Origin of the sequence: Myxococcus sp. CA005 (assembly GCF_006518205.1) — a bacterium.
Taxonomy (GTDB): Bacteria; Myxococcota; Myxococcia; order Myxococcales; family Myxococcaceae; genus Myxococcus; species Myxococcus xanthus.
In genome coordinates this window covers 1-23,919 of sequence record NZ_SRLV01000080.1, presented here as the reverse complement: position 1 = coordinate 23,919, position 23,919 = coordinate 1, and the positions used below count along the sequence as shown (strand labels likewise).

Sequence of the window (23,919 nt, the reverse complement as noted above, 5' to 3'; positions counted from 1 at the left end):
CCTACCGGTTGAGGATGGCCACGAGGCGCTCCCCGGCCTCGGGCAACGCCAACGGCGTGCCTGACGTCTCCGTGGCCAATCCTTCCGCATCGTCAGTGCCCCCACGCGCGTACAGCCCCTTCAACCAGGCGGCGGCCGCGGGGTTCCTCCAATAGTCCTCGTTGAACTGCTCCGTGATGCGCGCGGTGAGCTGGGTCTCCAGGGCCCAGGACCGCAGGTAGTGCGCCACGTACAGTTGCGGGTCCACGTCGTGGAGGAAGAAACCAGGGTGTGGCTCGACGAAGAGCGCATGGCGCTGCCCGTCGGCGTATTCGTCCGCGCGTTCCGTGGAGGCGCCCCGCTGCGTGAGGGACAGCTCGTAGGTCAGCTTGGCCGCGTGACGCCGCAGCAGCGCAAGGGCCTGGAAGGCGGCCAGTCGCACCGTGTCCCGCGCGGCCACGGTGGGCAGTCCCAGGTAGCGCTTGAGCCACTCGGGGGACAGGAGCAGCCGTTCGAAGACGGCGGCGTGGGCCTCCGTCACGGACGCGTCGCCCAGCCGGCGCAGCTCCATGGGCAGCGTGTCGGAGACGTGGGCGCGGTGCTGCGCGTGGCCCATCTCATGTAGCAGGCTGGCCAGCCCGTCGATGCCGCCTCGCGGCTGGAGCACCAGGCGGATGTCGTCTGGCACGCGCACCACGGCGACGAAGGGGCGCGGTGACTTGCCAGGCCGGGCCTCGTCGTCGATGCGGATGCGGCCTCCGGCGTTGGGCGTCAGGCCCCACTCGCCCAGCCAGCGCACCACGGCGGGGAAGGCGTCCTCGCGCCGGAAGAGGCCGCCCATCCACGGTGCTTGAAGCGCGGCCTGCAGGTCATGCCTGCGGGCCTCTCCGCCGGGCAGTGGACGCAGCAGTGGGTCCACCTTCTTGAGGACGTAGGCGAGCACGTCGCGGTAGGCGTCCTCCGTGCGCGCGAGCATCGTCGCGGCGGACTCGGCCAGTTTGGCGAAGTCGATGCCGGTGACGTCCTGGCGCAGGGCGGGGTAGTTCTTCGCGCCCAACTGCTCCGCGGTGTGCAGGGCCGCATCGCGCCGGTCACCGTAACGGGTGCGGTTCTGCCAGAGGAACTCGCCGGTGGCGCGCTCCAGCAGGGCGCGGCGGCCCCGGGCGGACTCGTGGGGAATGCGGCCCAGCGCCTCGCCGAAGGAGTAGGTCTGGTCGTCCACCATCAGCCGGGCCTGGGCCTCCAGCGAGGCAATGGCCTCCACGTGACGGGCGGCGAGCGCGTCCTCGACGTGCGAGGCCACCAGCTCACGCACCAGTCGGATGCGGCGGACGGTGAGGGGCTCGTTCTTCGATTGGGCCTTGGCGAGCGCCTCGTTGGCGGCGGCGAAGGTGTCCGGAGACGACAGCTCGGGGAAGGCGGCGTGGAGCTGGCTGGGGGAAACATCCAGCGCGAGCCCGGCGCCTTGCCGGTAGTTCAGCGTGGCGAGCTCGGCGAGGAAGTCGTCCAGCCGCGTACGGACGGAGTGCAGGGGACGGTCCATGGGGGCGCGGAAGGTAACAGGAAGCGGGCGGCGCGGAAGGGCGATGCGCGCGTAGAGTGCCGCCGCATGACATCTGCGGTGGACAGAGGGAGGGGGGGCGGCGTGCCGGAGCACGTGGCGCATGGCGCGGGCTCGTACGCTGAGGCTGTCCGCCCGGTGGGCGAGGTGGCGGCATGAAGCGCCGGACGTTCCGAGTGGAAGGGGCGTTGGTGGGGAAGGCCGTGGCCCGTGCGGTCGCGGATGAGTTGGGACTGCCCGAGCCCGGGGCACGGGGGCTGGTGGAGGTGGGCGCCGTCTACGTGGCGGGCAAGCGGAGCCGGGATGCGAATGCGCGGCTGACAGCCGGGCAGGTGGTGACGGTGGTGCTGGAGGAGGGCGGGCAGAGCCCCCTGTCCGAGGCGCCCCCCGCGCCCGAGCTGCGCGTGTTGTACGAGGACGCGGACGTCATCGCGGTAGACAAGCCGGCTGGCGTGTCCGCGCAGCCCACCGAGGGGCGCGTGGGGGACAGCCTGGTGGACCTGGTGGGGGCGAAGCTGGGACGCCCCGCGGGGCTGGTGCACCGCCTGGACCGGGAGACGTCCGGCGTGACGGTGTTCGGGAAGACGGCGGAGGCCACGTCGGCGCTGGCGGCCGAGTTCCGGGAGGGACGGGCGCGAAAGCGCTACGTCGCGGCCACCGGGCCGGGTTTGCCCCCGTCGGGCACGGTGGACCTGCCATTGTCCAAGGACCCGTCGCGCCCTGGCCGCTGGCGGGCGACCCGGGCGGCCAATGGTGTACCCGCGCTGACGGACTTCCACACGCTGTCATCGGGGCCGGCGTTCTGTGTCGTCGAGCTGCTGCCGCACACGGGCCGCACGCATCAGCTCCGCGCGCACCTGACGGCGCTGGGCGCTCCGATTCTGGGGGATGCGCGTTACGGCGGCGCGGCCCGGGCGGAAGGCGTGGAGGCACCGCGGTGCTTGCTGCATGCCCAGGCCCTGGAGCTGGGACATCCGCGCACGGGCAAGCTGCTGCGCATCGAGGCGCCGGTGCCGGAGGACCTGATGCGGTTCTTCCTGGCCGCTGGCGTGCCGGCGCCCTCGGGGGCCATTCGCGGCGCCGAGTGAGTCCTCACGCCGCGCAGGTGAAGTCGCGACCCTCCACCCAGCCCCGTCCGATGAGGTCCTCGCGAATCTCCGCGCGGGCCCAGCGGACGCCCACGCACACCAACAGGTGTCCATCCCCGGGGGCGCCGAGCTCCTGGGGAGAGATGACCGGGATGCCATGGATGCGCGTGCCCACCTTGCGAGGGTGGACCTCCACGTAGCGCCGCACGCGGACGCCTTCCTGGTGGAGGAAGTACGTCAGCGTCTTGCCGCTCGGGCCCGCGCCCCACACCGTGCAGGGGCGCCCGTCCGCCAGGGGGCCACGGCCTCGCGTCAGGTAGCGCGCCTTCGTCCACATGAAGCGCTTGACGGCATAGCGCGGGTCCGTTCGCGTCATCCGCCCGTCGCTGTCGCGCCAGCGAAGCAATACCTCGGGCAGGTTGCGCAGCCCGAAGCCCCGGTCCAGCAGCTCCAGCCACAGCGCGTAGTCCTCCGGGAAGTCGCCGTCCCGCCAGCCTCCCGCGGCCACCAGGGCGTCCCGGCGCAGGCAGACGGAAGGGTGGCACAGGGGGCTTTCGATGAAGCGCTCCCGGTCGAGTCGCTCTGCGGAGGTGAGCCCGCTGAGCCACATGGCATAGGCCTGGAGCGAGGGGCTCACGGGTTTGTCATCCCGGAACAGCTCCACGGCCGTGCCCACGCCGGCCAACCCGGGTTCCGCCTCCAGGGCGGTGAGGCTTGCCTCCAGGCGTTTGGGAAGGGCCTCGTCATCCGCGTCCATCCGGGCCACGTAGGGGGAGGTGGCTTCACGCAGCGCCAGGTTCAGCGCCGCCACCAGGCCTTGGCCCCGGCCGTCAAGGACTTCCACTCGCGAGTCGCTCGCCGCCAGGTCGGTCAGCACTTCACGCGTACCGTCCGTGGAGCCGTCGTCCACCGCGAACACGCGGAGGTCGCGGACGGTGCCCGTCAAGAGGCTGCGGACGGCGCGGGCCACAGTGGCTTCGGCGTTTCGCGCGGGGAGGAGGACACTAACAGCCGGAACGGGCATCGTTGTGTGTAGACTGCTGCACCCATGGGTGGCGTGAGAAACGGCAAGAGCGCCGGCACGCCGGAGCCCGCAGCGGTCCGACAGGCGGCGCTGCAGCCCGGCGCGTCCGACATCAAGCCCGCGGAGGATGTCAGCGAAGTGGTGGACCGGCACTTCCGGTCCGCGGCCCGGCAGTTGCGAGAGGGCTCCGCCGCGCGTGCGTTCGGAGAGCTTGCGCGCGCCAGCCGGACCTTGCCGATGACGCCGCGCCTGGCCGCCGGAATTGTGCGCATGGCGCTGCTGGCGGGCACGGAGGCGGCGGCCATCACCTTGCTGGAGGTGGCGCCTACGGTGGTCTCCAGCAGGCGCGCGGTCCGGCGTCAGCTCGCGCGGGTGCTGCGACGGGTGGACCAACTGCCGCGTGCCGCCGCCGCGCTCGAAGCCCTCCTGGTGGAATGGCCCGAGGACCGGCGTGCCCGGCGCGTGCTCCAGGTGTTGCGTGCGCGCATCGGGGGCAAGGCGGTGCCTGACGCTGGTGCGAGCGCCCCGAAGGTGGATGAGGACGAGGAGGGTGTGCTGGCGAAGCTCCCAGCGCGGAGAGAAGGCGCGCAGGCCGCGGCCTCTTGGGAGAATGACGACGCCGTCTACCTCATCGAAACGGTGGTGGGGCCGCCGCTCTCCGCGAGGGCGGTCTCGGCATCAGCTTCCACGGTCGGTGCGGTGGAGGCACGTTCGCGGTCTTCGGTGTCGCAGTTCCCAGCGGTGGGTGGAGGAGCGCCTGCGGCCGTGTCACCTGCGCGCGGCGCGGATGGGCTTCAGGCGGAAGCTCCGCCCGTCTCGGAACAACGTGGGCCTGTGTCGATTTCCGTTCCACCGCCTGGGGCTGATGTGAGCGCGACGGCTTCGTCCAAGGGGGGCGAAGCGCTGCCCGATACCGATGCGCGTCCGCCGCCCGTGAAGGCGCCACCCACTGAGTCGCTCAAGACGGTGTTGGAGATGCCGGCGGTGGAATTACCCGCGGTGACTCCGCGCGGTACCTCTGCTTCCGAAGCACCCAGGACTGTCGTGGAAATGCCGGCGGTGGTTGTTCCACCGGGGGCATCTGACTTCGAGGCGCGCAAGACGGAAGTGGAGATGCCCGCGCTAGGGGACGTCGCCATGCCCCCGTCTTCAGGTGTGGCCAAGACGTTTGTTCCGGGGCGCGCGCCACTGCCCGTGCCTTGGGCCGATGCCCCAGACGACGACGCGGTCGCGCCTGCGCCTGTCGCTCGCTTTGACGATGCCGACGAAAGTGAAGTCACTTCGGAGGCACAGCCCTTTCTCGTCGGCGCGGATGTATCGAGTCCTCCACCGCGCCAGCAGACTCCTGCCTCTTCGAAGAGCGAGCGGCGGAAGACCCCGCCCCCGTCCGAGGCGCTGCCACCTCGAATCACGTCCAGTGCCGCACCCGAGCCGGATGCCCGCTCAGGCACCATGGAGGTGTCGTTGGCGGAGCTGGAGGCAGCGCTCGCCTCGGCTTCTGGCGATGCATCGAACAAGAAAGGCCGCGCTTCCGAGGCGAGCGCGGGGCCTCGTGAAGAAGACACCGAGGAGCTGACCCGCTCGCAGAAGGTCGAGGCTCAGCTCATCGCTCGACGGGCCTGGGCCGAGCTGGCTCAGCTCTACCTCAAGCGAGCGGACCGGGCGAAGGACGCGTCCCTGCGCGCCGATGCGTTGGCGCGCCTCGCGGAGGTGATGGAGAACGAGCTCCACGACCCCGCGGGCGCCGCTCGCATGTACCGGGAAATCGTGGAGCTGACGGGGGACCGCGCCGCGCTTCGAGATCAGGTGCGGTTGCTCGCCGCGAGAGGGGACGCATCCCTCGTCCGCCGTGCGCTGGACGAGGCCATCCGGCGCGCGCCCGCTGGCCGCGCACGTGCGGGGGCTCTGCTCACACGGGGCGAGCGCTGGCTCCACATGGGCGAGCTGAAGAAGGCTCGCGCGGACTTCGAGGCGGCGGAGTCCTCCGCGCCGGGACTGCTTCCCGTGCTCGCGGGGATGCTCCGCTGTGTGTCGGACGCGGAACGTCCGTCCATCGCGGAACGGCTCCGGGTGGCACTGGCGGCGGCACCCCGCCGTGCGCTGGACCGCGTGGAAGCGCTGCGTGTCCTGGCTCAGGTCGCGGAGGAGTCGCTGAGCGATTGGCGGCTCGCGCAGTGGGCCTGGAGCGAGGTGCTCACGGAGAGTCCCGACAGTGAGCAGGCGCGCGTGCAGCTCACGACGCTGACGCGAAAGCTCGGCGACACGACGGTGCTCAGCCGGCTTCTGCGTGCGCAGCTCGCCCGCGAATCCCGAGGGCCCGCCGCGCGTCAGGCCCGGCTGGAGCTGGTCGCCACGTTGGATGCCCAGGGCGACGCCGATGCCGCGCTCGAGGAGTTGCGTCAGGCCGTGCGCTACGAGCCGGGCCACAAGGAAGCGTGGCTGATGCTCGTGGAGCGTCTCCTCGCTCGTGACCTCCTGGGCGAGGCCGCTTGGGCCCTGGAACATGCGGCCACCGCCATGGACGACGAGGCGGAGCGGGAGCGCACCTGGGACCGGCTCGCGCGTCTGTGGCGCGAGGTGATGGGCAATCCCGAGCGCGCGCAGGTCTACGCCCGCCGGGCGGAGGGAATCCGGCAGGCACGCGCAGAGCGTGAAGTGCCGCCCCCCGAGCCGCCGCGCTCCGCGGCTCCTCGCCGTGAGTCGAGCGGCCCCCGTGCGCCACTCATCGCGGCGCCCCCGGTGCTGACGCAATCGTCCGGAAACCTCCAGAGCCTCGCCAACGAGGATGCGTCCACCACGGACATCGGGGTTGCTCCATCCGCGTCCGAAAGCGTGGAGCCAACCCGCGATGAAGTCGGGAGAAATGCCCCGGGCGCCGCGGTGGAGCAGGGCCGCAAGGCTTCGCCGGAGCCCGTCCCTTCTTCGGGGCGGAAGGGGAGGCGGGAGGCCCGTTCCGACGCGGATGCGCCGCTTCCCAAGGGCGCGGCGCGCGCCACCGTCTCGCCAGCGCAAGGTGAACCGCGTGTTCCATCGGAAGCCTTCGCCGCATCGCCTCCCAAGGCAGAAGCACGTGCAGCCGCGTCCTCCCCCAGGGGCGAGGCCCGCAACCCGCCTTCATCCCCGGGCAACACAGCCGCTCCGCCGCCACGCGCTCCCGCTGAGTCCGCGGACGCCGCCGTTGCCCCCAAGGCGCCGGCTGCTCAACGCGCCCCCGCGCCCTCGCGCGGAGACAAGGCCGCGCCACGCGCCGCCGCGTCCGGAAGCGAAGTGGAGCAAGGGCCTGCTTCTCGCGACGCGGAGGCTCGAGCCCAGCGCCCTCGGGCCACCGACCTCATCACAGGCGAGGTCATGGACCTCGGTGATGCCCCCGTCCCGGAGACCCGCGTCATCTCCTGGGAAGCGCCCCCCGGCCGGATGGACCCGGTGCGCCGCGTTGTCCGCGCGCGCCCGGAGGGCACGGTTTCCGCCCCGGCGCCGGGCCGCACGTTCATCGCGAAGCCACCCGCGGCGCCCGAGCCTCCTCGGCCTGTCCCCGGCGTCACGGACCCGCGCGAATCACCCGCGCCCGCCTATGTGCCGTCACCGGACACCGAGCCCGATGCCTTCCGGCACATCCGCGAGCGTCCGCTCGACGCGAAGCCCTATCGACTCCTCGCCGAGTACTTCGACCAGCGAGGAGACCCGGCGCGTGCCTCGCTCATGCGCGAAATCGCCAATGCGCTCGACGGGCTCGAAACGCCCGCGCCGCGCGGCCAGCGTCCACCGCTGACCTCCGACGAACGCGCTGGCCTGCGTCACCCCGGTCTGCGCACGCCCTCGGGCGAACTGCTGGCCTGCACCGGAATCGCGCTCTGCCGCCTGTTCCCAGCGGAGGGCCGCGCCGCCGGCTCCTCGGAGCTGATGCGCGCCACCGCGGGCCCCTGCGCGCCCGCCGTGCTCGACGCGCTGCACACCGCCGCGCGGATGCTGGACGTCCACCTGCCCGAACTCGTGCTCGCAGAGGACGACGGCCCGCCCTTCACCGCCGTGCACGCGGGCCACCCGCGCCTCCTCGTGGGCCGGCTCCTGCTGCGTGAGCCCATGCCGCTCCCGGAGCTGCGCTTCCACGTGGGCCGCGCCTTGCTGTCCCTGTCGCCGGACCTGCTCGCGCTCCGGGCCCTCAAGGGGGGCCAGCTCCTCCGCGCCCTGGCGCTGCTGGCCACCGTGCTGAAGGACCCGCGTGCGTCCGGAGCCGAGGCCCGCGTGGTGCGCGAGTCCCTGTCGCCGCGCGCCCTGGAGCGCGCGATGGCCTTGCTGGAACCCGGCACCCAGAACTTCAAGGCTTCGGCGCTCGCGGATGCCGCGCGGGATTCCGCCAACCGCGCGGGCCTGGTGGCCTGCGGGAGCATTGGCCCCGCGCTGTCCGTCCTGCGGACCCGCCGGGGCAACGAGGCGGAGCTGGTGGAGCTGCTGCGCTTCGCCGCGTCGGAGCGCTACCTGCCGCTCCGGGCGCCGCGCTGACTCAGTTCATGTTCAGCTTGATGGTGAGCGCCAGCATGCGCCCCTTGGGGCCGCCCAGGTCGTGGCGGTAGCCGAAGTCCAGGCCGCCTCCGCCCTCGGACATGAAGCCGAGCCCCGTGCTGATTTGCGACGTCCGCGTGAAGCCGTCGTAGGAGTAGCCCATGCGCACCGGGAACAGCTCGCCCAGGATGTACTCCAGACCGCCGTGGTACGTGAACGTCTTGGTGTCGTTCGTCGTGAAGTCCGCGCGCACGTCGCCTGCGAGCGTCAGCAGCCCCGTCATCACCCCGACGTGCGCCGAGTAGTAGCGCGTCAGCTCCTCATTGCCAGTGTCCACGATGTTGTGCGCGGAGAAGCCCGCCATCAGTGACGGCGACAGCCGGAGTATCAGGCCCGCGTCGCCGGTGACGGAGTTGGCGAACCGCGACTGGCCGCTCATGCGCAGATAACGCACCGTGGCGCCGAGCATGAGCGCCTGACTGATGGGCATTCCCACGCCCATCGAGCTGAGGTGGGCGCTGGCGCGCGCGCCGCCGCGCCCCACGCTCACCCAGTGGTAGTCCACGCCCATCCCCAGGCGGCTCGTGGCGGCGTCGACGACGGAGACGCCCAGCAACCCTTCCTTCCGCCGCGTATCCCACGCGCCGGTGCCTTCAACCCGGTAGGACGGGTAGAGGACCATCGCCGCTGGATTGCCCATGATGGCGTCCGTGCCCAGCCCCAGGGCACGGTAGGCGCCGCCCATGCCATAGGCGCGTGCGCTCATGACATCGCGAAGGTCCTCGGCGGGTTGCGCCAGAGCGGTAGTGGACACACAAAGGGCAATCAGCACCAAGGCGCGGAGCAACATGACAAGTCCATCCTATCCAGCTTGATGGGGTCAGGGGCCATCAATAGATTCCCAGCCCTCATGGCCTCCAAAACCTCGAAGGTAGAGCCCCTCATCCGCAAGTGTGTCATCCCGGCAGCCGGCCTGGGCACGCGCTTCCTGCCGGCGACCAAGGCGGTTCCCAAGGAGATGCTGCCTATCGTCGATACTCCGACGCTCCAGTACATCGTGGAAGAGGCGGTATCCGCCGGCATCGAGGATGTCGTCCTCATCAATGGCCGCGGCAAGGGCGCCATCGAGGACCACTTCGACATCGGCTTCGAACTGGAGACGACGCTGCGTGCGCGCGGCAAGGATTCCGAGGCCGACAAGCTGCGCGCCATCGCGGACCTCGTGCGCGTCGTCAGCATCCGTCAGAAGGAGCCCAAGGGACTGGGCCACGCGGTGCTGTGCGCCAAGAGCGTCATCGGCGACGAGCCCTTCGGCGTGCTGCTGGGCGACGACATGATTGATGCCGAGGAGCCGGGAATCCGCCAGCTCGCTCGCGTGTACCGCCAGTACAACCAGGCGGTCATCGCGCTCATGGAAGTGCCGGAGAGTGAGACGCACATGTACGGCATCGCCGCGGGCACGGACCTGGGTGATGGCGTCATGCGCATCGACCGCATCGTGGAGAAGCCGAAGAAGGGCACTGCGCCCTCCAACCTCGCCGTCATCGGCCGCTACGTGCTGCCGCCCGACATCTTCCCCATCCTGGAGAACCAGACGCCGGGTGTGGGCGGCGAAATCCAGCTCACCGACGGCCTGGCCACGCTCCAGCAGTCGAAGGGGCTGCTCGGCTACCGCTTCAAGGGTCAGCGCTATGACGCGGGCGACAAGGTGGGGTACCTGAAGGCCAACATCGCCTACGCGCTCAAGCGTCCGGACCTGCGTGCCGGGCTGCTCGAGTACATGCGTGAAGTCGTGAAGACGGAGAAGCCGTGAAGCGCACCGTTGCACTCCTCGCTGTCCTGGTCTCCTTCGCCGCGGCGGCCTACGTGCTGCCCGGCAGCTCCATCATCCGCCGCATGTCGGCGGAGCGCGCCGAGCTGAGGCTGTCCACGTTGCGCGTGGAAGGCTCCCTCAGCTTCGGAGGTCCGGCCGTCAAGGAGGCCGGCGCCGCGCTGGGGACGCCCACGGACCGCCCGGAGGTGCAGGGTGACGGCGTGCTGTCCATCCGCGTGCCCGGACGCTGCCGCTTCGAGGCCTCCGTGCCCGACGGCAATGCCCAGTCCTCCGTGGTCCAGTCGGGTGGCCGCCGTCGCGTGCAGGGGACCGAGATTCCCTCCATGTCGGCGCTTGTCTCGCAGGTGTGCCCGCTGCTCGCCACGGGCAGCGGCAACGTGCAGGAACTGAAGGAGGCGGTGATTCGCCACCTCCAGGGCCTGGGCATCGACACGGGGCGCACCGGACTGGCGCGCTTCGGCGGCGAGGTGGCCTACGTCATCGGCGACATGGCCGAGGGCCGCCCGCAGTTCTGGGTCTACAAGGACTCCTTCCGCCCGGCCCGGGTGCGTTACTCGGACGCGTCGGGGACGGCCTGGGACGTCCGCTTCCTGGACTACAACTCGCCCGCCACGGGGGAGTGGCTGCCCCGCACCATCGAGGTGTGGCGCGGCGGTCAGCGCAACCTGCGCTTCACCGCCTTGAAGGGGGACAACCGGGCCAGCCTGCCCGACTCGCTCTTCACCCTGTAGTCAATGCCGCCACTTTCCTGAATTCCTTGCGGCGCTGGCGGCGGCCATGAAGAGTCTGGCCCCGCCTGGCCGGGACTTTCCCCGGCCCGCCACGCAGAGGAATGTCCCATGAAGGTGTACGGCCTCCCGATGAGCACTGCCACGCGTTCGGTCCTCACCACCCTGGCGGAGAAGGGCCAGGAGGCGGAACTCGTCGTCGTCGACCTCACGAAGGGGGAGCAGAAGAGCCCCGCGTACATGGAGCACCACCCCTTCGGCGTCATCCCCGCCTTCGAGGACGATGACGGCTTCAAGCTCTACGAGTCGCGCGCCATCATCCGCTATCTGGACCGCAAGCTGCCGGGGCCCTCGCTGACGCCGTCCGACGTGCATGCGTACGCGCGCATGGAGCAGTTCATCAGCGTGGAGCAGTGTTACTTCTCGCCCTCCGCGATGAAGGTCATCTGGGAGCGCCTCTTCAAGAAGGTGATGGGCGGCGGCACGCCGGACGAGGCGCGCATCAGCGAGGGCCTGCAGGGCGTCGAGCGCGTCTTCGGCATCATCGAGCCGGTGCTGGGCAAGCAGCAGTACCTGGCGGGAGACGGCTTCTCGCTCGCCGAGGTGACGTGGATGCCCTACATGGATTTCTTCGTCGCCGCGGGCGGCGCGGAGCTCGTCGGTAAGTACCCGAACGTGGCGGCCTGGTGGGAGCGCGTCCGGAGCCGTCCTTCGTGGAAGAAGGTCACCGGGGCCTGAGCCCCGAAGTGACCTCCTGACACTCCGGGTTCCGTCCCACGGCGGGACCCGGTGGGGAATGTCAGACCCTTCGCGCACTGTGGACCCCGGTAGCAGGACGGATGGGGCCGGGGTGGTGGTTGAAGGGAGTGTCATGGAACAGCGACCCTTGTGGAGCGGGGCGGACGCGGCGCCCGCGAAGGCCCCCACGACGCGGGGTTCCAGGGCGGTGCGCACCTCCGGTGTGAAAAGCCGCCGGGAACTGTCCGAGCCCGCCGCCGCCGCTACAGTGCGCGCCGAAGTGAGCACTCCCGTCCTGGCCTCCATCGCCGTTGGCCGCCCCGTCCGGGGCGAGTTCACCTACACCCTGCCGGACGAGCTGGCGGGCCGCCTGGAGCCGGGGCAGCGCGTGCTGGTGCCCTTCGGCCGGGGCACGGCGCTGGGCTTCTACCTGGGGCCCGCGTCTCCGCCGACTGGCGAGAAGGTGCGGCTCAAGGCCGTCCAGCGCGTGCTGGAGGACTCTCCGTCCTTGCCCAAGGACCTCATCGCGCTGCTGCGCTTCGCGGCCGTGCACTACCGCTATCCGCTGGGTGAGGTGATTCGCGGCGCGCTGCCGCCTGGCCTGTCGAAGGCTGTGGATGAGAAGGAAGCCAGGCCGGACGTGCAGCACTTCGCGGTGGCGCTCGTCAACGAGGTGCCGCCGGAGCTGTCTCGCGCGCCCGCCCAGTCCGCCGCGCTCGCGTATCTGCTGGCCGTGGGAGGCAGCGCGCCGCTGGAAGAGGTCGCCCACGCGATTCCAGGCGCGCGCGAGACGCTGAAGAAGCTGGCCACGCGCGGCTTCGCCCGGCTGGAGGAGAAGACGGTGGAGGCCAGCGTGAAGGAGGGCCTGATTCAGGGCCGTCCGGACCACCTCACGCCGGAGCAGGACGCGGCGGGCGTGGTGCTGCGCGCGGCCCTGGACGCGGCCACCTTCCAGCCCTTCCTCCTGCACGGCGTCACCGGCAGCGGGAAGACGGAGGTGTACCTGCGCGCGGCCGAGCATGCGCTGTCGCTGGGGAAGGGCAGCCTCATCCTGGTGCCGGAAATCGCGCTGACGCCGCAGCTGGTGGGCCGCTTCCGCAGCCGCTTCGGCGCGGAGGTGGCGGTGCTGCACTCGGCGCTGAAGGACCGGGAGCGGCTCTTCCACTGGCAGGCGCTGCGCCGCGGCGACGTGAAGATTGCCGTGGGCGTGCGCTCGGCGGTGTTCGCGCCGGTGGACAACCTGGGGCTCATCGTCGTTGACGAGGAGCACGACCCGTCCTTCAAGCAGGAGGAGAAGCTGCGCTACCAGGCGCGCGACCTGGCCGTCGTGCGCGGCAAGCAGGCCGGCGCGGTGGTGGTGCTGGGTTCGGCAACGCCCGCGCTGGAGACGCTGGAGAACGTGAAGCGCGGGCGCTACCAGCTCCTGGAGCTGAAGCACCGCGTGGATGACCGGCCCATGCCCACCATCGAGCTGGTGGACCTGCGCGTGGAGCGTCCGCGTGAGGGCGTGGTGACGGAAGAGGCGCCCATCCTCAGTCCTCCGTTGCTGGAGGCGATGGCGGAGACGATTGGCCGCGGTCAGCAGGTCATCCTCTTCCTCAACCGCCGGGGCCACAGCACCGTCCTTCTGTGTGAGGTGTGTGGCCTGTCGCTCAAGTGCAGCGAGTGTGACGTGTGCCTCACGCACCACCGCTCGCAGAACCGGGTGGTGTGCCACTACTGCGGCCTGGCCATGCCGGTGCCGGAGCAGTGTCTGGAGTGCACGGGCCCCATGCTCAAGCTGGGCATCGGCACCGAGCGTGTGGAGGCGGAGGTGCTGGAGCGCATCCCCACCGCGCGTGTCGCCCGGTTGGACCGGGACTCGGCCAGCAGCGCCGAGCGGCTGACGGAGATGCTGGCCTCGTTCGCGCGCCGGGAACTGGATGTCCTGGTGGGCACGCAGATGGTGGCCAAGGGGCACGACTTTCCAGGCGTGACGCTGGTGTGTGTCGTCATGGCGGACACGTCCCTCTCCATCCCGGACTTCCGTGCCGCCGAGCGCACCTTCCATCTGCTCACCCAGGTGTCCGGCCGCGCGGGCCGGGGCAAGGACCCGGGCCGGGTGCTGGTGCAGACCTACAATCCGGACGCGGAGCCGGTGCGGCGCGTGCTGGCCCATGACTTCGACGGCTTCGCCAATCAAGAACTGGAGTGGCGCAAGGCGCTGGCCTACCCTCCCTATTCACGCATGGCCGCCGTCCGCCTGGAGGGGGAGCACCCCGAACAGACGGCCAGTGTGGCGCGCTCCCTGGGGAACATCGTCTCCCGGCACATGCCCCCTGCGTCCGCGGGGGTCCGCATGCTGGGGCCGGCCCTGGCGCCCATCTCCCGCATCCGTGGCAAGACGCGCTGGCAGCTCCTCTTGAAGGGGCCAACGCATACGGCGCTCGCCCCGCTGCTCGCCCGGCTGGAAGCGGCCCTGGTCGATGTTCCTTCCGCGGTGAAGGTCGTGATCGACGTGGATCCGGGGGCCATGCTGTAGACTCGGTGCCCCCCCATGGGCGCACCGGTCCTTCTCGTCCACGACGACATCGCCAATATCGCCGCCGTGCGGCGCCTGCTCACGCGTGAAGGGTACGAGGTCATCCTCGCCACCTCCGCCGCGGATGCCCTCATTGCGTACGGGCACCACCTGCCCGTGCTGCTCGTGCTCGCGCCCGGCGTGGAGAGTGGCCGGGGCCATCTCGTGCTGGAGGAGTTGCTCCAGCACCCGGATGGCAAGTCGGCCCGGGTGCTGCTCCTGGGCGAGTCCATCCCCGGCTTCAGCGCCCCCGTGGCCCAACTGCCGCTGGAAGGGGCGGCCTTCGTCGAGCTGGTGGATTCGCTGGTCAATGCCCCCGCGGATGCGGACGCATGGCACGTGGTGGAGAACCGGGAGCTGCCTCCGTCTGGTGGTGGCTCGGCGGCCACGGGTGCGGAGACGGAGTCCTGGCACGCGACCCCACCGCCCTCGGTGGCGGGCGACTCCGCGCTGGCGAATGCGCTCTTTGGGGACCTGGCGCCGCTGCACCAGACGGACTGGGAGCTGGCGGCCATGACGGACGCGGAGCGCTCCGCTCACGAGGCGGCGCAGAAACGCGAGCGTCAGAGCACGCGCGACCTGGACACCGCCATGGAGCGGGCCCACCTGGAGGTGGAAGCCCAGGCGATGGCCTCCATCGACTCGGCGCTTGCTCCGGATTCTTCGGATGGATGGGGCGAGCCTTCGCAGGGGCAGGACTGGGGCTCGGCCGTGGACGCTGAGACGGCCGGAGACGACGCGCAGGGAGCGTCCGCGGGGCTTGAGGGAGAGGACGCCGCGCCGGCCGAGGATGCGCCGCCAGTGGGACAACTGGCTTGGACGGAGGAGGCTGTTTCTCAGCCTTCGATGCGCACGGCGGCCCTGGCGCCTCGGTTGGGCGATGAGGGGTTCTTCGACGTCGACACGCCGGAGGCCCCGGCGGGGGATGCCCTCTCCGCGGCGGAGGCAGAGCTGGCTGCCATGCGCGGCGGGCCTTCCTTCGACTCCGTGAGCACGGAGGGCTCGCCCTGGACGGAGCTGCCTCCGGACCCCGAGATGGAGCACGCAGGGCGCGTGGGCTCGGGGGGGGATGGTGCGGGCGATGTACCCGGTGAGGCGCCGTCCACGGAGCCCAAGCTGGCGGCGGACGCCGAGCCGCAATCACCGTCATCGGAGACTGAAGACACGTGGGGCACGGAGGCGGCGCTCGGTGAGCCCGCGGACACGCCGGAGCCGGACGCGGCGGCGGTCTCCGCGTCCAACTGGGAGTTGCTGGAGGCGGAGCTGCAATCTGCTTCAGGCCCGTCCCAGGATGACGAGGAGCCGCAGGCGTCGGGCGTGGGGGATGACTGGTTCGACGGGGAGTCCACTGAGACGCCGAAGGAGGAGCCTCGCAGCATCGGGGAGGATTGGTTCGACTCGGACGCGGAGGCGTCGAGCCCCGCGCCAGAGGCGCCGCCTGTCGTCGAGACGCCCGCCCCAGGCGCCGGAGGCTTCGCGGTTCCCGCGCTGATGGCGCAGTGGCAGGCCCAGCAGGAGGAAGCGGAGCGCCAGCTCGAGGAAGCTCACGCGCGTGTGAGCTCTGTCACCGAGGCGCTGGAGCGGGAAGCCGCGCTGCGCCGCGAACTCGAGCAGCAGGTCCAGGGGCTCCAGGAGCGGCTCGAGGCGGAAGAAGAGGAGCGCTCGCGGGAGTCCTTGCTGCGGGCGGAAGCCGAAGCGGCGCTGGAAGGGCTCCGTCAGCGGGAGTCGCCTTCGTCCAGGGGCGCCGCCAGGGCGGCCCTCGCGGGCGACGCGCAGGAGACTGGCGACCTGTCGGCGCTGCGCGAGGAGCTGGAAGCGCAAGTCCGCCTCCGCGAGGAAGCGGAGACGCTCACCGCCGAGGTGGAGGCCCAGGTCCGCCGGTTCGAGGATGCCTGCGCGGAGGCGGAGCTGCGGGCCATCGACGCAGAGGCCCGCGCGGAGGCAGAGACGCAGGCCCGTGAGGCAGCGGAGCTTCGCGCCGCGGCGAGCACGCAGGCATTGCAGGCGCTCGAAGCGCGCCTGGAGTCGGAGGCCGCGGGGCGAGTCGTTTCGGAGGCCCGCGCCGAATCGGAGTCCAAGGCGCGTCAGACCGCGGAGCGCCGGGTCGAGTCCGCCGAGGACCTGACCGCGGTGTCGGAAGCGCGCATCGACGCGGAGGCTCGTGCCCGCGAGGCCGCGGAGGCCCGCGCCGAGGTGGAGGCCCAGTCGCGGCTCGAAGCGGACACGCGTGCGCAGAGCCTGTCGCGAGCCCTTGAGGAAGTAGAGACTCGCGCGGAGCTGGCGGGGCGTGCACAGGCGGAGGCAGAGGCTCGCGCGGAGCAGGCTGCGCGTGCGTTGGCGGAGTCGGAAGCCCAATCGGAACGGATTGCTCGGGCCCTGGCTGACGCCGAGGCGCGCGTGCAGGCGGAGAACGGTGCGGACGCCCGTGTGGAGTCCGTGGCCACGGCGCTGGCCGAGGCCGAGGCTCGAGCCGAGATTGAATCCGCGGCCCGCGTGGATGCCGAAGCACGGCTGGCGTCAGCGGAGGCGGCGCTTGCCGAGGCCTCCGCGCGAGCGGAGATTGAGGCCACGGTGCGCGCCGAAGCCGACGCCCGGGTGGAATCGGTCGCGACGGCTCTGACTGAGGCGGATGCCCGGGCGGAGATTGAGTCCGCGGCTCGCGTGGACGCCGAGGCGCGTCTGGAGTCCATCGCCACGGCGCGTGCCGAGGCCGAGGCCCGAGCAGAGATTGAAGCAGCGGCGCGTGCCGAGGCAGAAGCCCGGGCCGAGATTGAGGCAACGGCGCGCGTGGAAGCGGAGGCGCGTGCTGAAGCCGAGGCGTTGGCTCGCCAGGCGGCGGAAGCCCGAGCCGAAGCCGAGACACGAGCACGTGAGGAAGCGGAAGCCCGCGTCACCTCCGAATCTGATGCGCGCACCGGATTGGAAGCGGAGGCCCGTGCGAACGCAGAGGCCCGCGCGAAGAAGGCGGAAGCTCGGGCTCAGCAAGAAGCGGAGCTACGTGCAAACGCAGAGGCCCAGGCTAGCAGCGAGGCTGCGGCCCGGGCGGAGGCCGAAGCCCGAGCGGAGCAAGGCGCCGCTGTACGCCTTGAAGCCGAAGCCCACGCTGAGCGCACGACAGCTGCGCTGAAAGAAGCCGAGGCCCGAGCTGAGAGCGCAGTAGCCGCATTGCAAGAAGCCGAAGCCCGAGCTGAGAGCGCAGTAGCCGCATTGCAAGAAGCCGAAGCCCGAGCTGAGAGCGCGGCTGCCGCATTGAAGGACGACGGTGCTCGAGCTGAGATTTCGGCCGTCGCGCTGAAAGCCGCGGAGGCTCGAGCCGAGAGCGAAGCAGCAGCACGGCAAGCCGCGGAGGCCCGAGCTGAAAGCGAGGCCGTCGCGCGACGCGAAGCCGAAGCCCGCGCGGAAATCGCGGCCGAGGCGCGAGCCGCAGCCGATGCCCGCGCCGAAGCAGAGGTCGCCGCACGGTCCGAAATAGAGGCCCGCGCCGAGCGCGAGGCGAAGTTGCGTGCGGCAATCGAGGTCCGTGCGGAGAGCGAGGCGTCCTCGCGAACCGACGCAGACACGCGTGCTTCTCGTGAGTCCGAGGCCCGAGCCGCAGCCGAGGCCCGCGCCGAGCACGAGGCCACGTTGCGCGCCGAAGCCGAGGTGCTCGCGAAGGCGGAGGCCCAGGCTCGCGAGAAGGCGGAAGCACAGGCTACCGCGGAGGCGGAGCGCCGCGCGGAAGCCGAAGCCCGAGCCGAACGTGAAGCGCAGGCCCGCGCCGAAGCCGAAGCCCGCGCCGAGCGCGAAGCGCAGGCCCGTGCTGAAGCGGAATCTCGCGCCGAGCAGGAGGCCCAGCAGCGCGCCGAAGCAGAAGCACAGGCAAGGCGAGAAGGAGAGTCCCTCGCCGCCGAGAAGGCACGTGCCCGAACGGAAGAAGAACACCGCGTCACCGCCGCCGCCCAGGCTGAATCCGAGGCCCAGGCACGGCACGAAGCGGAAGCCCGCGCCGAAGCCGCCCTGAAGTCCGCCGAGGAGGCGGAAGCCCGAGCCGAAGCCGAGGCGAAGCGCCGTGCCGAGGCCGAAGCTCGCGTCCAGCAATCCGCCCAGGCCGAAGCCGAAGCGACCGCCCGCGCGAAGGCCGAAGGCCGCCACCGAACGGCCCTCGAAGTCCGCCTGGACGCGGAGGCAACGCAGCGAGCGACGCTGGAATCCCGGCTCGAAGAAGAGTCCCGCGCCCGCAGCGAGTCCGAGTCCCGGCTCCTCGCGGAGAACACCCGAATCTCCGAGGAACTCGCCGAGCTCCGCCTGGAGCACCAGCAGTCCCGAGAGAACTTGGCGAAAGAGCGTGAAGCACGCGAGTCCCTCGAACAATCCCTGGAGGCACTGCGCACCGAGTCCGCCGAACAGCGAGCCCGCTCCGAGCGCGAACGCCTGGAGCTGGAGGAGCGCGCGCTCCGAGACGCGGAGGAAGCCGCTGCCCAGGCCCGAGCATCCATGCTGCCCCTGGAAGCACCTCCCGGCAGACCCGAGCTGGCCGTGGCCCGCAGTGGCAGCGTCACCCAGGATGGCCTGACGAAGCTGGTGCTCCGGCTCTGTGAGGCCCGCATGGAGATGCGGTTGGAGCTGAAGGTGATGAACGCCCTGCGCGTCCTCTGGCTGCGGGACGGGGCGCTGGTGGGGGCCGTCTCCTCCGCGCAAGGGGAGACGTTGGTCGACCGGGCCCGCGCGGACGGGCTCATCGACGCGCGGCAGGAAGGCGAGCTGCGGCTGGTGCGCAGCGCCACCACGGCCGCGCTGCTGGACGCACTGCGGGGCCGGGGCTACCTGCGGGAGTCCGAAGCCGTGCCCCTGGTCCAGCGCTACACCGAGCAGGTCTTCCTGGACGCGCTGGCGGAGCCCTCGACGCTCTACCGCCTGGTATCGGAGCCGGCGCCGCACGAGGTGGCGCTTGCCGCCGCCACGCGTCCGCCGCTGCACCTGTTGGCCGAGGCCCTGCGCAACACCCTCACCTCCGAATCCCTGCTGGAGGCCGCCGGGAGCCTGCGCGCGCGCGTCACCCGCGGCGACATCCACCTGGCCCCGGATGACTTCGGCCTGCCTTCGCGGGACCTCCAACTCCTGTCCCAGGTGGACGGAGAGCACACGCTGGAGGCGCTGCTCCTGGGCGCGGGGCTGCCGCAGGACTCGGCATTGAAGTCGCTCGCGGTGGCGCGGACGCTGGGGCTCGTCTCGCTGGAGCCCGCGACGGATGAAGACGCGGGCGACCTGCCGCCGGAGCTGGACGTCCGGCGCCTGGAAGCCAAGTTCGAGGAGATCCAGGACGCGGACTACTTCGCGGTGCTGGGGTTGGCCCGCTCGGCGGGGGGCGAGGAGGTCAAACGCGCCTACGAGCTGTTGGCCGCCGAGTTCCACCCGCTGCGCTTCGCGGGGCATCCCGACCCGGCGCTCCAGCACCGTGCGCAGCAGATCCGCACCGTGCTCGCCGAGGCCGCCCAGGCCCTGGGAGACGACCGGCTGCGCTCGGAGTACGCCCGAAGCCTGCTCGACTGACGCCCGTCGGACGGACGGCCTCCCGGGAGTGCAGGGCGGCCCACCCGGGGCGGTTGCCCGTCCGCTCCGGGGAGATTAAGACGGCGTCCATGGTCCGTGAGATCCTCATCTGGCCCGACCCTGTCCTGAAACAGAAGGCCAAGCCGGTGGCGAAGGTGGATGACTCCACCCGCACGCTGGTGAAGGACATGTTCGAAACGATGTACTCCGCTGAAGGCGTGGGCCTGGCCGCCCCGCAAATCGGCGTGCTCCAGCGCGTCATCGTGCTGGACACCACGCACAGCCAGCCGGAGCTGAAGCCCGTTGCGATGATCAATCCGGAGATCATCGCCATGGAAGGCGACACGACCTACAACGAGGGCTGCCTGTCCATCCCTGGTGAGGCCGCGGATGTCGACCGGGCCGCCGTGGTCACCGTGAAGTTCCTGGACCCGGACGGTCAGGAGCAGACGCTGCGCTGTGACGGGCTGCTGTCCATCGCGGTGCAGCACGAGACGGACCACCTCAACGGCACCGTCTTCGTGGACCACATTTCGTCCCTGAAGCGCGAGTTCATCCGCAAGCGGATGAAGCGCCTCAAGACTTCGCGCGAGCGCGAGGCGAGCGCGCCGGCGTCTCCGTAGCGCCGGCGTCCTTCTGGACCTTCACGCCCTTCTTCGGGCACAGGTCCGCGACGACGCAGCGCTCACACGCGGGCGAGCGGGCAAAGCAGGTCCGCCGCCCGTGCCACACCAGGAGCTGGTGGCCCAGGGCCCACCGCTCCGACGGCAGCACGGCCTGCATATCGGCTTCCACCTTGTCCGGGTCCGCCTTCGTGGTGAACCCGAGCCGGTAGGCGAGCCGCTTCACGTGCGTGTCCACGGGGAAGGCCACGTCGCCTCCCAGGTGGATGCACACCACGCCCGCCGTCTTTCGGCCCACGCCTGGCAGCTTCTCCAGCGCGTCCCGCTTCAAGGGAACCTGCCCGGCGTGCTCCTGCACCAGCGACCGGGCGGCCGCGACGATGTTCTTCGCCTTGGCGCGGTACAAGCCGCAGGTGCGGATGAAGGGCTCCACGTCCGACGGTTCTGCTTCCGCATAGGCCTGGGCGTCGGAGAAGCGCTGGAAGAGGGCCGGCGTCACCATGTTGACGCGCTTGTCCGTGCACTGCGCGGAGAGGATGACGGCCACCAGCAGCTCCAGGGGCGTCCGATAGTCCAGCTCGATGCGGGCATCCGGCATGTCCGCGGCCAGCCGGTCCATCACCAGCAACGCGCGCTTTCGCTTCTCCGCGACCGTCTCACGTCCAGGCACGGCGCCGTTGTATGTCACACCGGCTGCGAGCCCAAGCACCGGTTGGACGCACCCATTCGGGGAGATTCATGAAGCGCATCGACTTCCGTTCCGACACCGTCACCCAGCCCACGGCCGCCATGCGGCGCGCCATCGCCGAAGCCGAAGTAGGGGATGACGTTTATGGCGAAGACCCCACCGTGCTCCGTCTGGAGGCACGGGTGGCCGAGCGGCTCGGCCTGGAGGCCGCCGTCTTCGTGCCCTCGGGGACGCAGGCCAACCAGTTGGCCATCGGCGCGCATTGCCGGGCGGGCGACGAGGTGCTCACCGAAGCAGGCAGCCACATCCTCCACTACGAAGGGGGCGCGGTGCCCGCCTTGTGGGGCGTGCAGCCGCAGCCACTGCCAGGGCAGCGCGGTCTGCTGTCGCCGGAGGATGTGAGCGCGGCCGTGCGCGAGGACAACATCCACAACCCGCGCACGCGCCTGCTGTCGCTGGAGAACACGCACAACCGGGGTGGTGGTTCGGTATGGCCGGTGGAGCGCTTCCGGGCCGTCGTGGAAGCGGCGCGCAAGGCGGGGTTGGCCGTCCACCTGGATGGAGCCAGGCTCTTCAACGCCGGTGTCGCCCTGGGCGTGCCGGTGTCCGCCTGGGCCGCGCTGACGGACACGACGTCCGTGTGTTTCTCGAAGGGCCTGGGCGCTCCGGTGGGCTCGGCCCTGGCGGGGCGCGCGGACGTCATTCGCGAGGCGCGCCGGCTGCGCAAGCGGCTGGGCGGTGGCATGCGGCAGGCAGGCATCCTGGCGGCGGCCGCGCTGCATGCACTGGAGCACCATGTAGAGCGGCTGGCGGATGACCATGCGAACGCCCGCAGGCTGGCCGCGGGGCTGGCGGAGCTGCCCGGCGTGGAGGTGGACGCTTCGCGGGTGGAGACCAACATGGTCTTCGCGGAGTTCTCCCGGTCCGCTCTGGAGATGGTGGCACGACTGGAGCAGCACGGGGTCCTGACGAACCCCGCGGGTGCTCCTCGGACGCTGCGCCTCGTCACCCACCTGGATGTGTCCGCTGCCGACATCGACGAAGCCCTGCAGCGCATCCGCCGCGCCGTGGGCTGAGCACAGCCTTGGAGTGAAACGCGCGTCCGTGGACATCCCTGGGCGCGCACACGGGGCGGGGAAGGAGCGCTTCGGGCGGGCCATGGTAGGCTCGCACCGCCGTGCGCCGCCTCAGCATCCTCGCCTTCGTTTCAGCTTGTGCCTGCGCTACCCGTGGCGCGGAGCCGAAGATGAGTTTCGAGGAGCTCTACGCCACCTCGGCTTCACAGTCACGCGCGCCAGATGCAGCGCCAGCGCCCCGCCGAGTGCGACCGCCCGCGCCGGAGACTGCTCCGGAGCTGCATGCCGTGCTCGCCGCCTTCGCGTCGCGAGCACAAGGCCTCCGTCAACAGGTGGCGCGAGGCGGGACGATGCCCGCCGCCCAGGTGGAGAATTGGGAGCAGGTGACCTTCGCATTGGACGGCTTCCTGTCGCGTCCCGCGGCGCCGCGCGTCGGCTCGGGTGATTTGCTGCAGGCCCAGAGCGTCCTGGAGGCCGAGCTGGAGCGGGACGGCTTCACCTATGGCGACATGCCGGCCCCGCTGGCCGAGGCGGTGGTGTTGCGCGTGGGCCGACTGGCGCTGCGCACCGCCGAGCTGCGCCGCCTGGAGCAGCCGCCCGAGCCGGCCGAGGATGCGCTTCCGCGCTTCTCCTGGCCGGTGGATCCGGTGTCCGTCACCAGCCTCTTCGGCTACCGCTGGCACCCCGTGACAGGCGTGCACCGGCGCCACCTGGGCGTCGACCTGGCCGCGACGCAGGGCCAGCCCATCTACACGGCGGACAAGGGCGTGGTGCTGCGTGCGGGCCACAATGGCGACCATGGCCTCCAGGTGGAGGTCCAGCATGAGGGGCGCTGGGTGACGCGCTACAGCCACCTGTCCCGCGTGCTGGTGGACCCTGGCGAGGTGCTGGAGCGAGGCAACGCGGTGGGGCTGGCCGGGGAGACAGGGCTGGCCACCGGCGTCCACCTCCACTTCGAGCTGTGGCGTGACGGCCAGCCCATGGACCCACTGGAGGCGCTGGGTGACGCGGAGCCGCCTCCGGAGCCCATGCCGTCAGTGGCCCGTGGGCCCGTAAGCCGCTAGCCCGCAATGCAACAGGGGCGCCCCCTTTCGGGTGAGCGCCCCTGCGCGAAGTCCCTCGGCGATGGCCTAGAGGGAGTTCTTCAGCTCCTTGGCGGGCCGGAAGCCGATCGTCTTCGACGCCTTGAGCTTCATCATCTCGTTGGTCTGGGGGTTGCGAATCTTGCGAGCCTTGCGCGACCGAACCGACCAGGTTCCAAAGCCGGGATAGCTGAAGCGGGCGTCCTTCTTCACCGCCTTACCGATATTGGTGAAGACGATGTCGAGGATCTGCGCCGCCGACTTCTTGGTGAGACGTGTCTGCGCCGCCACCACCTCGACGAGTTCTGCCTTGGTCATTACGCCCCTCCGTCCGTTGTCTGGCCTTGAAGTGCTTTAACCCGGCTGGTGGTAACAAATCGCTCTTTTCCCTGTCAATGCCGGCTGCGGTTTGGAGCCGGAAAATCGGCCTCCAGACGAAAAGTTGGCCCTCTGAAACACCGGGCGTAGGAAGGGTGTGGAGCGTCGCTTCCGATACATCATCGCGACCCATCCGTGGTGAATTGGAAAATAGCTGTGTTGTGATCGTGTTTTGAGGAAAGTCTTTGGAATATTGATCACTTGCGGAGAGGGGCTGATCGCGGTCGCGTGAGCCCTGGCGGGAAGGCACTAGGATGCTTGCTTGCGTGCGTTTTCGAACCTTCCTGATCTTGATCCTGCTGCTCGCCAGCGCCTGTCGGAGCCCTTCGCATCGCGAGGCGCAACCAGCCGCGTCGTCCCCGGCCCCCAGCACCCTCTGGGTGGACGCGGCTGGCGCGGAGCCTGGCGACGGCTCGCGTGAGCGCCCGCTGCGCCAGCTCGGCGAGGCACTGGCGCGGCCCGGAGCCCTGACCGTGCGGGTAGCCCCGGGGCGTTACACAGGGCCGTTCCTGATCCCACCCGGAGTTCGGG

Annotated in this window: 15 protein-coding genes and 1 pseudogene; 11 read left to right on the top strand and 5 right to left on the bottom strand. The window is 70.8% G+C overall.

Going from position 1 to position 23,919, the window contains the following annotated elements; genetic code table 11:
* Position 1: 1 nt before the first annotated feature.
* Entirely contained in the window at positions 2 to 1,522 is a 1,521-nt protein-coding gene (locus FMQ63_RS28285; protein ID WP_026113828.1) for a hypothetical protein, read from the bottom strand.
* Between the two features lie 173 nt (positions 1,523 to 1,695).
* On the opposite strand from FMQ63_RS28285, the gene FMQ63_RS28280 reads away from it, so the two are divergent.
* The gene (locus FMQ63_RS28280; RefSeq protein ID WP_011551538.1) at positions 1,696 to 2,628 is read left to right on the top strand and encodes an RluA family pseudouridine synthase; all 933 of its coding nucleotides are present in this window, start codon (positions 1,696 to 1,698) and stop codon (positions 2,626 to 2,628) included.
* A 4-nt stretch (positions 2,629 to 2,632) separates the two neighbouring features.
* On the opposite strand, the gene FMQ63_RS28275 is transcribed toward FMQ63_RS28280, so the two are convergent.
* Complete coding sequence (locus tag FMQ63_RS28275; protein ID WP_011551539.1) at positions 2,633 to 3,652, bottom strand: glycosyltransferase family 2 protein; 1,020 nt, start codon at positions 3,650 to 3,652, stop codon at positions 2,633 to 2,635.
* 24 nt (positions 3,653 to 3,676) lie between these two features.
* Between FMQ63_RS28275 and FMQ63_RS28270 the strand changes: the two genes are divergently transcribed.
* On the top strand, positions 3,677 to 8,152 hold the full coding sequence (locus tag FMQ63_RS28270) for a hypothetical protein (protein ID WP_011551540.1): 4,476 nt from the start codon (positions 3,677 to 3,679) through the stop codon (positions 8,150 to 8,152).
* Between the two features lies 1 nt (position 8,153).
* On the opposite strand, the gene FMQ63_RS28265 is transcribed toward FMQ63_RS28270, so the two are convergent.
* Positions 8,154 to 9,002, bottom strand: coding sequence for a hypothetical protein (locus FMQ63_RS28265; RefSeq protein WP_011551541.1), 849 nt, complete (start codon positions 9,000 to 9,002; stop codon positions 8,154 to 8,156).
* Between the two features lie 60 nt (positions 9,003 to 9,062).
* Between FMQ63_RS28265 and galU the strand changes: the two genes are divergently transcribed.
* The 6 genes from galU (at position 9,063) to def (ending at position 20,164) form a co-directional block, all read left to right on the top strand.
* Positions 9,063 to 9,965 (top strand): UTP--glucose-1-phosphate uridylyltransferase GalU, encoded by a 903-nt coding sequence (galU, locus tag FMQ63_RS28260; RefSeq protein WP_011551542.1) that lies wholly within the window; start codon positions 9,063 to 9,065, stop codon positions 9,963 to 9,965.
* A complete protein-coding gene (locus tag FMQ63_RS28255) occupies positions 9,962 to 10,717 on the top strand; it encodes a hypothetical protein (protein ID WP_011551543.1) in 756 nt (251 codons plus the stop codon). Before galU ends, FMQ63_RS28255 begins: the two co-directional genes overlap by 4 nt.
* 108 nt (positions 10,718 to 10,825) lie before the next feature.
* Positions 10,826 to 11,452: a glutathione S-transferase family protein gene (locus FMQ63_RS28250; protein WP_011551544.1), complete on the top strand. Its 627-nt coding sequence runs from the start codon at positions 10,826 to 10,828 to the stop codon at positions 11,450 to 11,452.
* 133 nt (positions 11,453 to 11,585) lie between these two features.
* Positions 11,586 to 13,973 carry a primosomal protein N' gene (gene priA / locus FMQ63_RS28245; protein WP_011551545.1) on the top strand — a complete coding sequence of 796 codons (2,388 nt, stop codon included), beginning with the start codon at positions 11,586 to 11,588 and terminating at the stop codon, positions 13,971 to 13,973.
* Positions 13,974 to 13,988: 15 nt separating this feature from the next.
* On the top strand, positions 13,989 to 19,541 hold the full coding sequence (locus FMQ63_RS28240) for a transcriptional regulator (RefSeq protein WP_011551546.1): 5,553 nt from the start codon (positions 13,989 to 13,991) through the stop codon (positions 19,539 to 19,541).
* Between the two features lie 89 nt (positions 19,542 to 19,630).
* Complete coding sequence (def, locus tag FMQ63_RS28235) at positions 19,631 to 20,164, top strand: peptide deformylase (protein ID WP_011551547.1); 534 nt, start codon at positions 19,631 to 19,633, stop codon at positions 20,162 to 20,164.
* Here def and nth read toward each other — a convergent pair.
* Complete coding sequence (gene nth / locus FMQ63_RS28230; protein WP_020477747.1) at positions 20,118 to 20,873, bottom strand: endonuclease III; 756 nt, start codon at positions 20,871 to 20,873, stop codon at positions 20,118 to 20,120. The two genes, def and nth, sit on opposite strands and share 47 nt — an antisense overlap.
* Positions 20,874 to 20,902: 29 nt before the next feature.
* On the opposite strand from nth, the gene ltaE reads away from it, so the two are divergent.
* Both ltaE and FMQ63_RS28220 read left to right on the top strand, forming a co-directional pair.
* Positions 20,903 to 21,928 carry a low-specificity L-threonine aldolase gene (gene ltaE, locus FMQ63_RS28225; protein WP_011551549.1) on the top strand — a complete coding sequence of 342 codons (1,026 nt, stop codon included), beginning with the start codon at positions 20,903 to 20,905 and terminating at the stop codon, positions 21,926 to 21,928.
* Positions 21,929 to 22,029: 101 nt separating this feature from the next.
* Entirely contained in the window at positions 22,030 to 22,992 is a 963-nt protein-coding gene (locus FMQ63_RS28220) for a M23 family metallopeptidase (RefSeq protein ID WP_011551550.1), read from the top strand.
* Positions 22,993 to 23,058: 66 nt separating this feature from the next.
* Here FMQ63_RS28220 and FMQ63_RS28215 read toward each other — a convergent pair whose 3' ends face one another.
* The gene (locus FMQ63_RS28215; RefSeq protein ID WP_002635502.1) at positions 23,059 to 23,328 is read right to left on the bottom strand and encodes an HU family DNA-binding protein; all 270 of its coding nucleotides are present in this window, start codon (positions 23,326 to 23,328) and stop codon (positions 23,059 to 23,061) included.
* A gap of 326 nt (positions 23,329 to 23,654) precedes the next feature.
* On the opposite strand from FMQ63_RS28215, the pseudogene FMQ63_RS38165 reads away from it, so the two are divergent.
* Positions 23,655 to 23,919: pseudogene (locus FMQ63_RS38165) on the top strand (DUF1565 domain-containing protein); the annotation flags it as partial.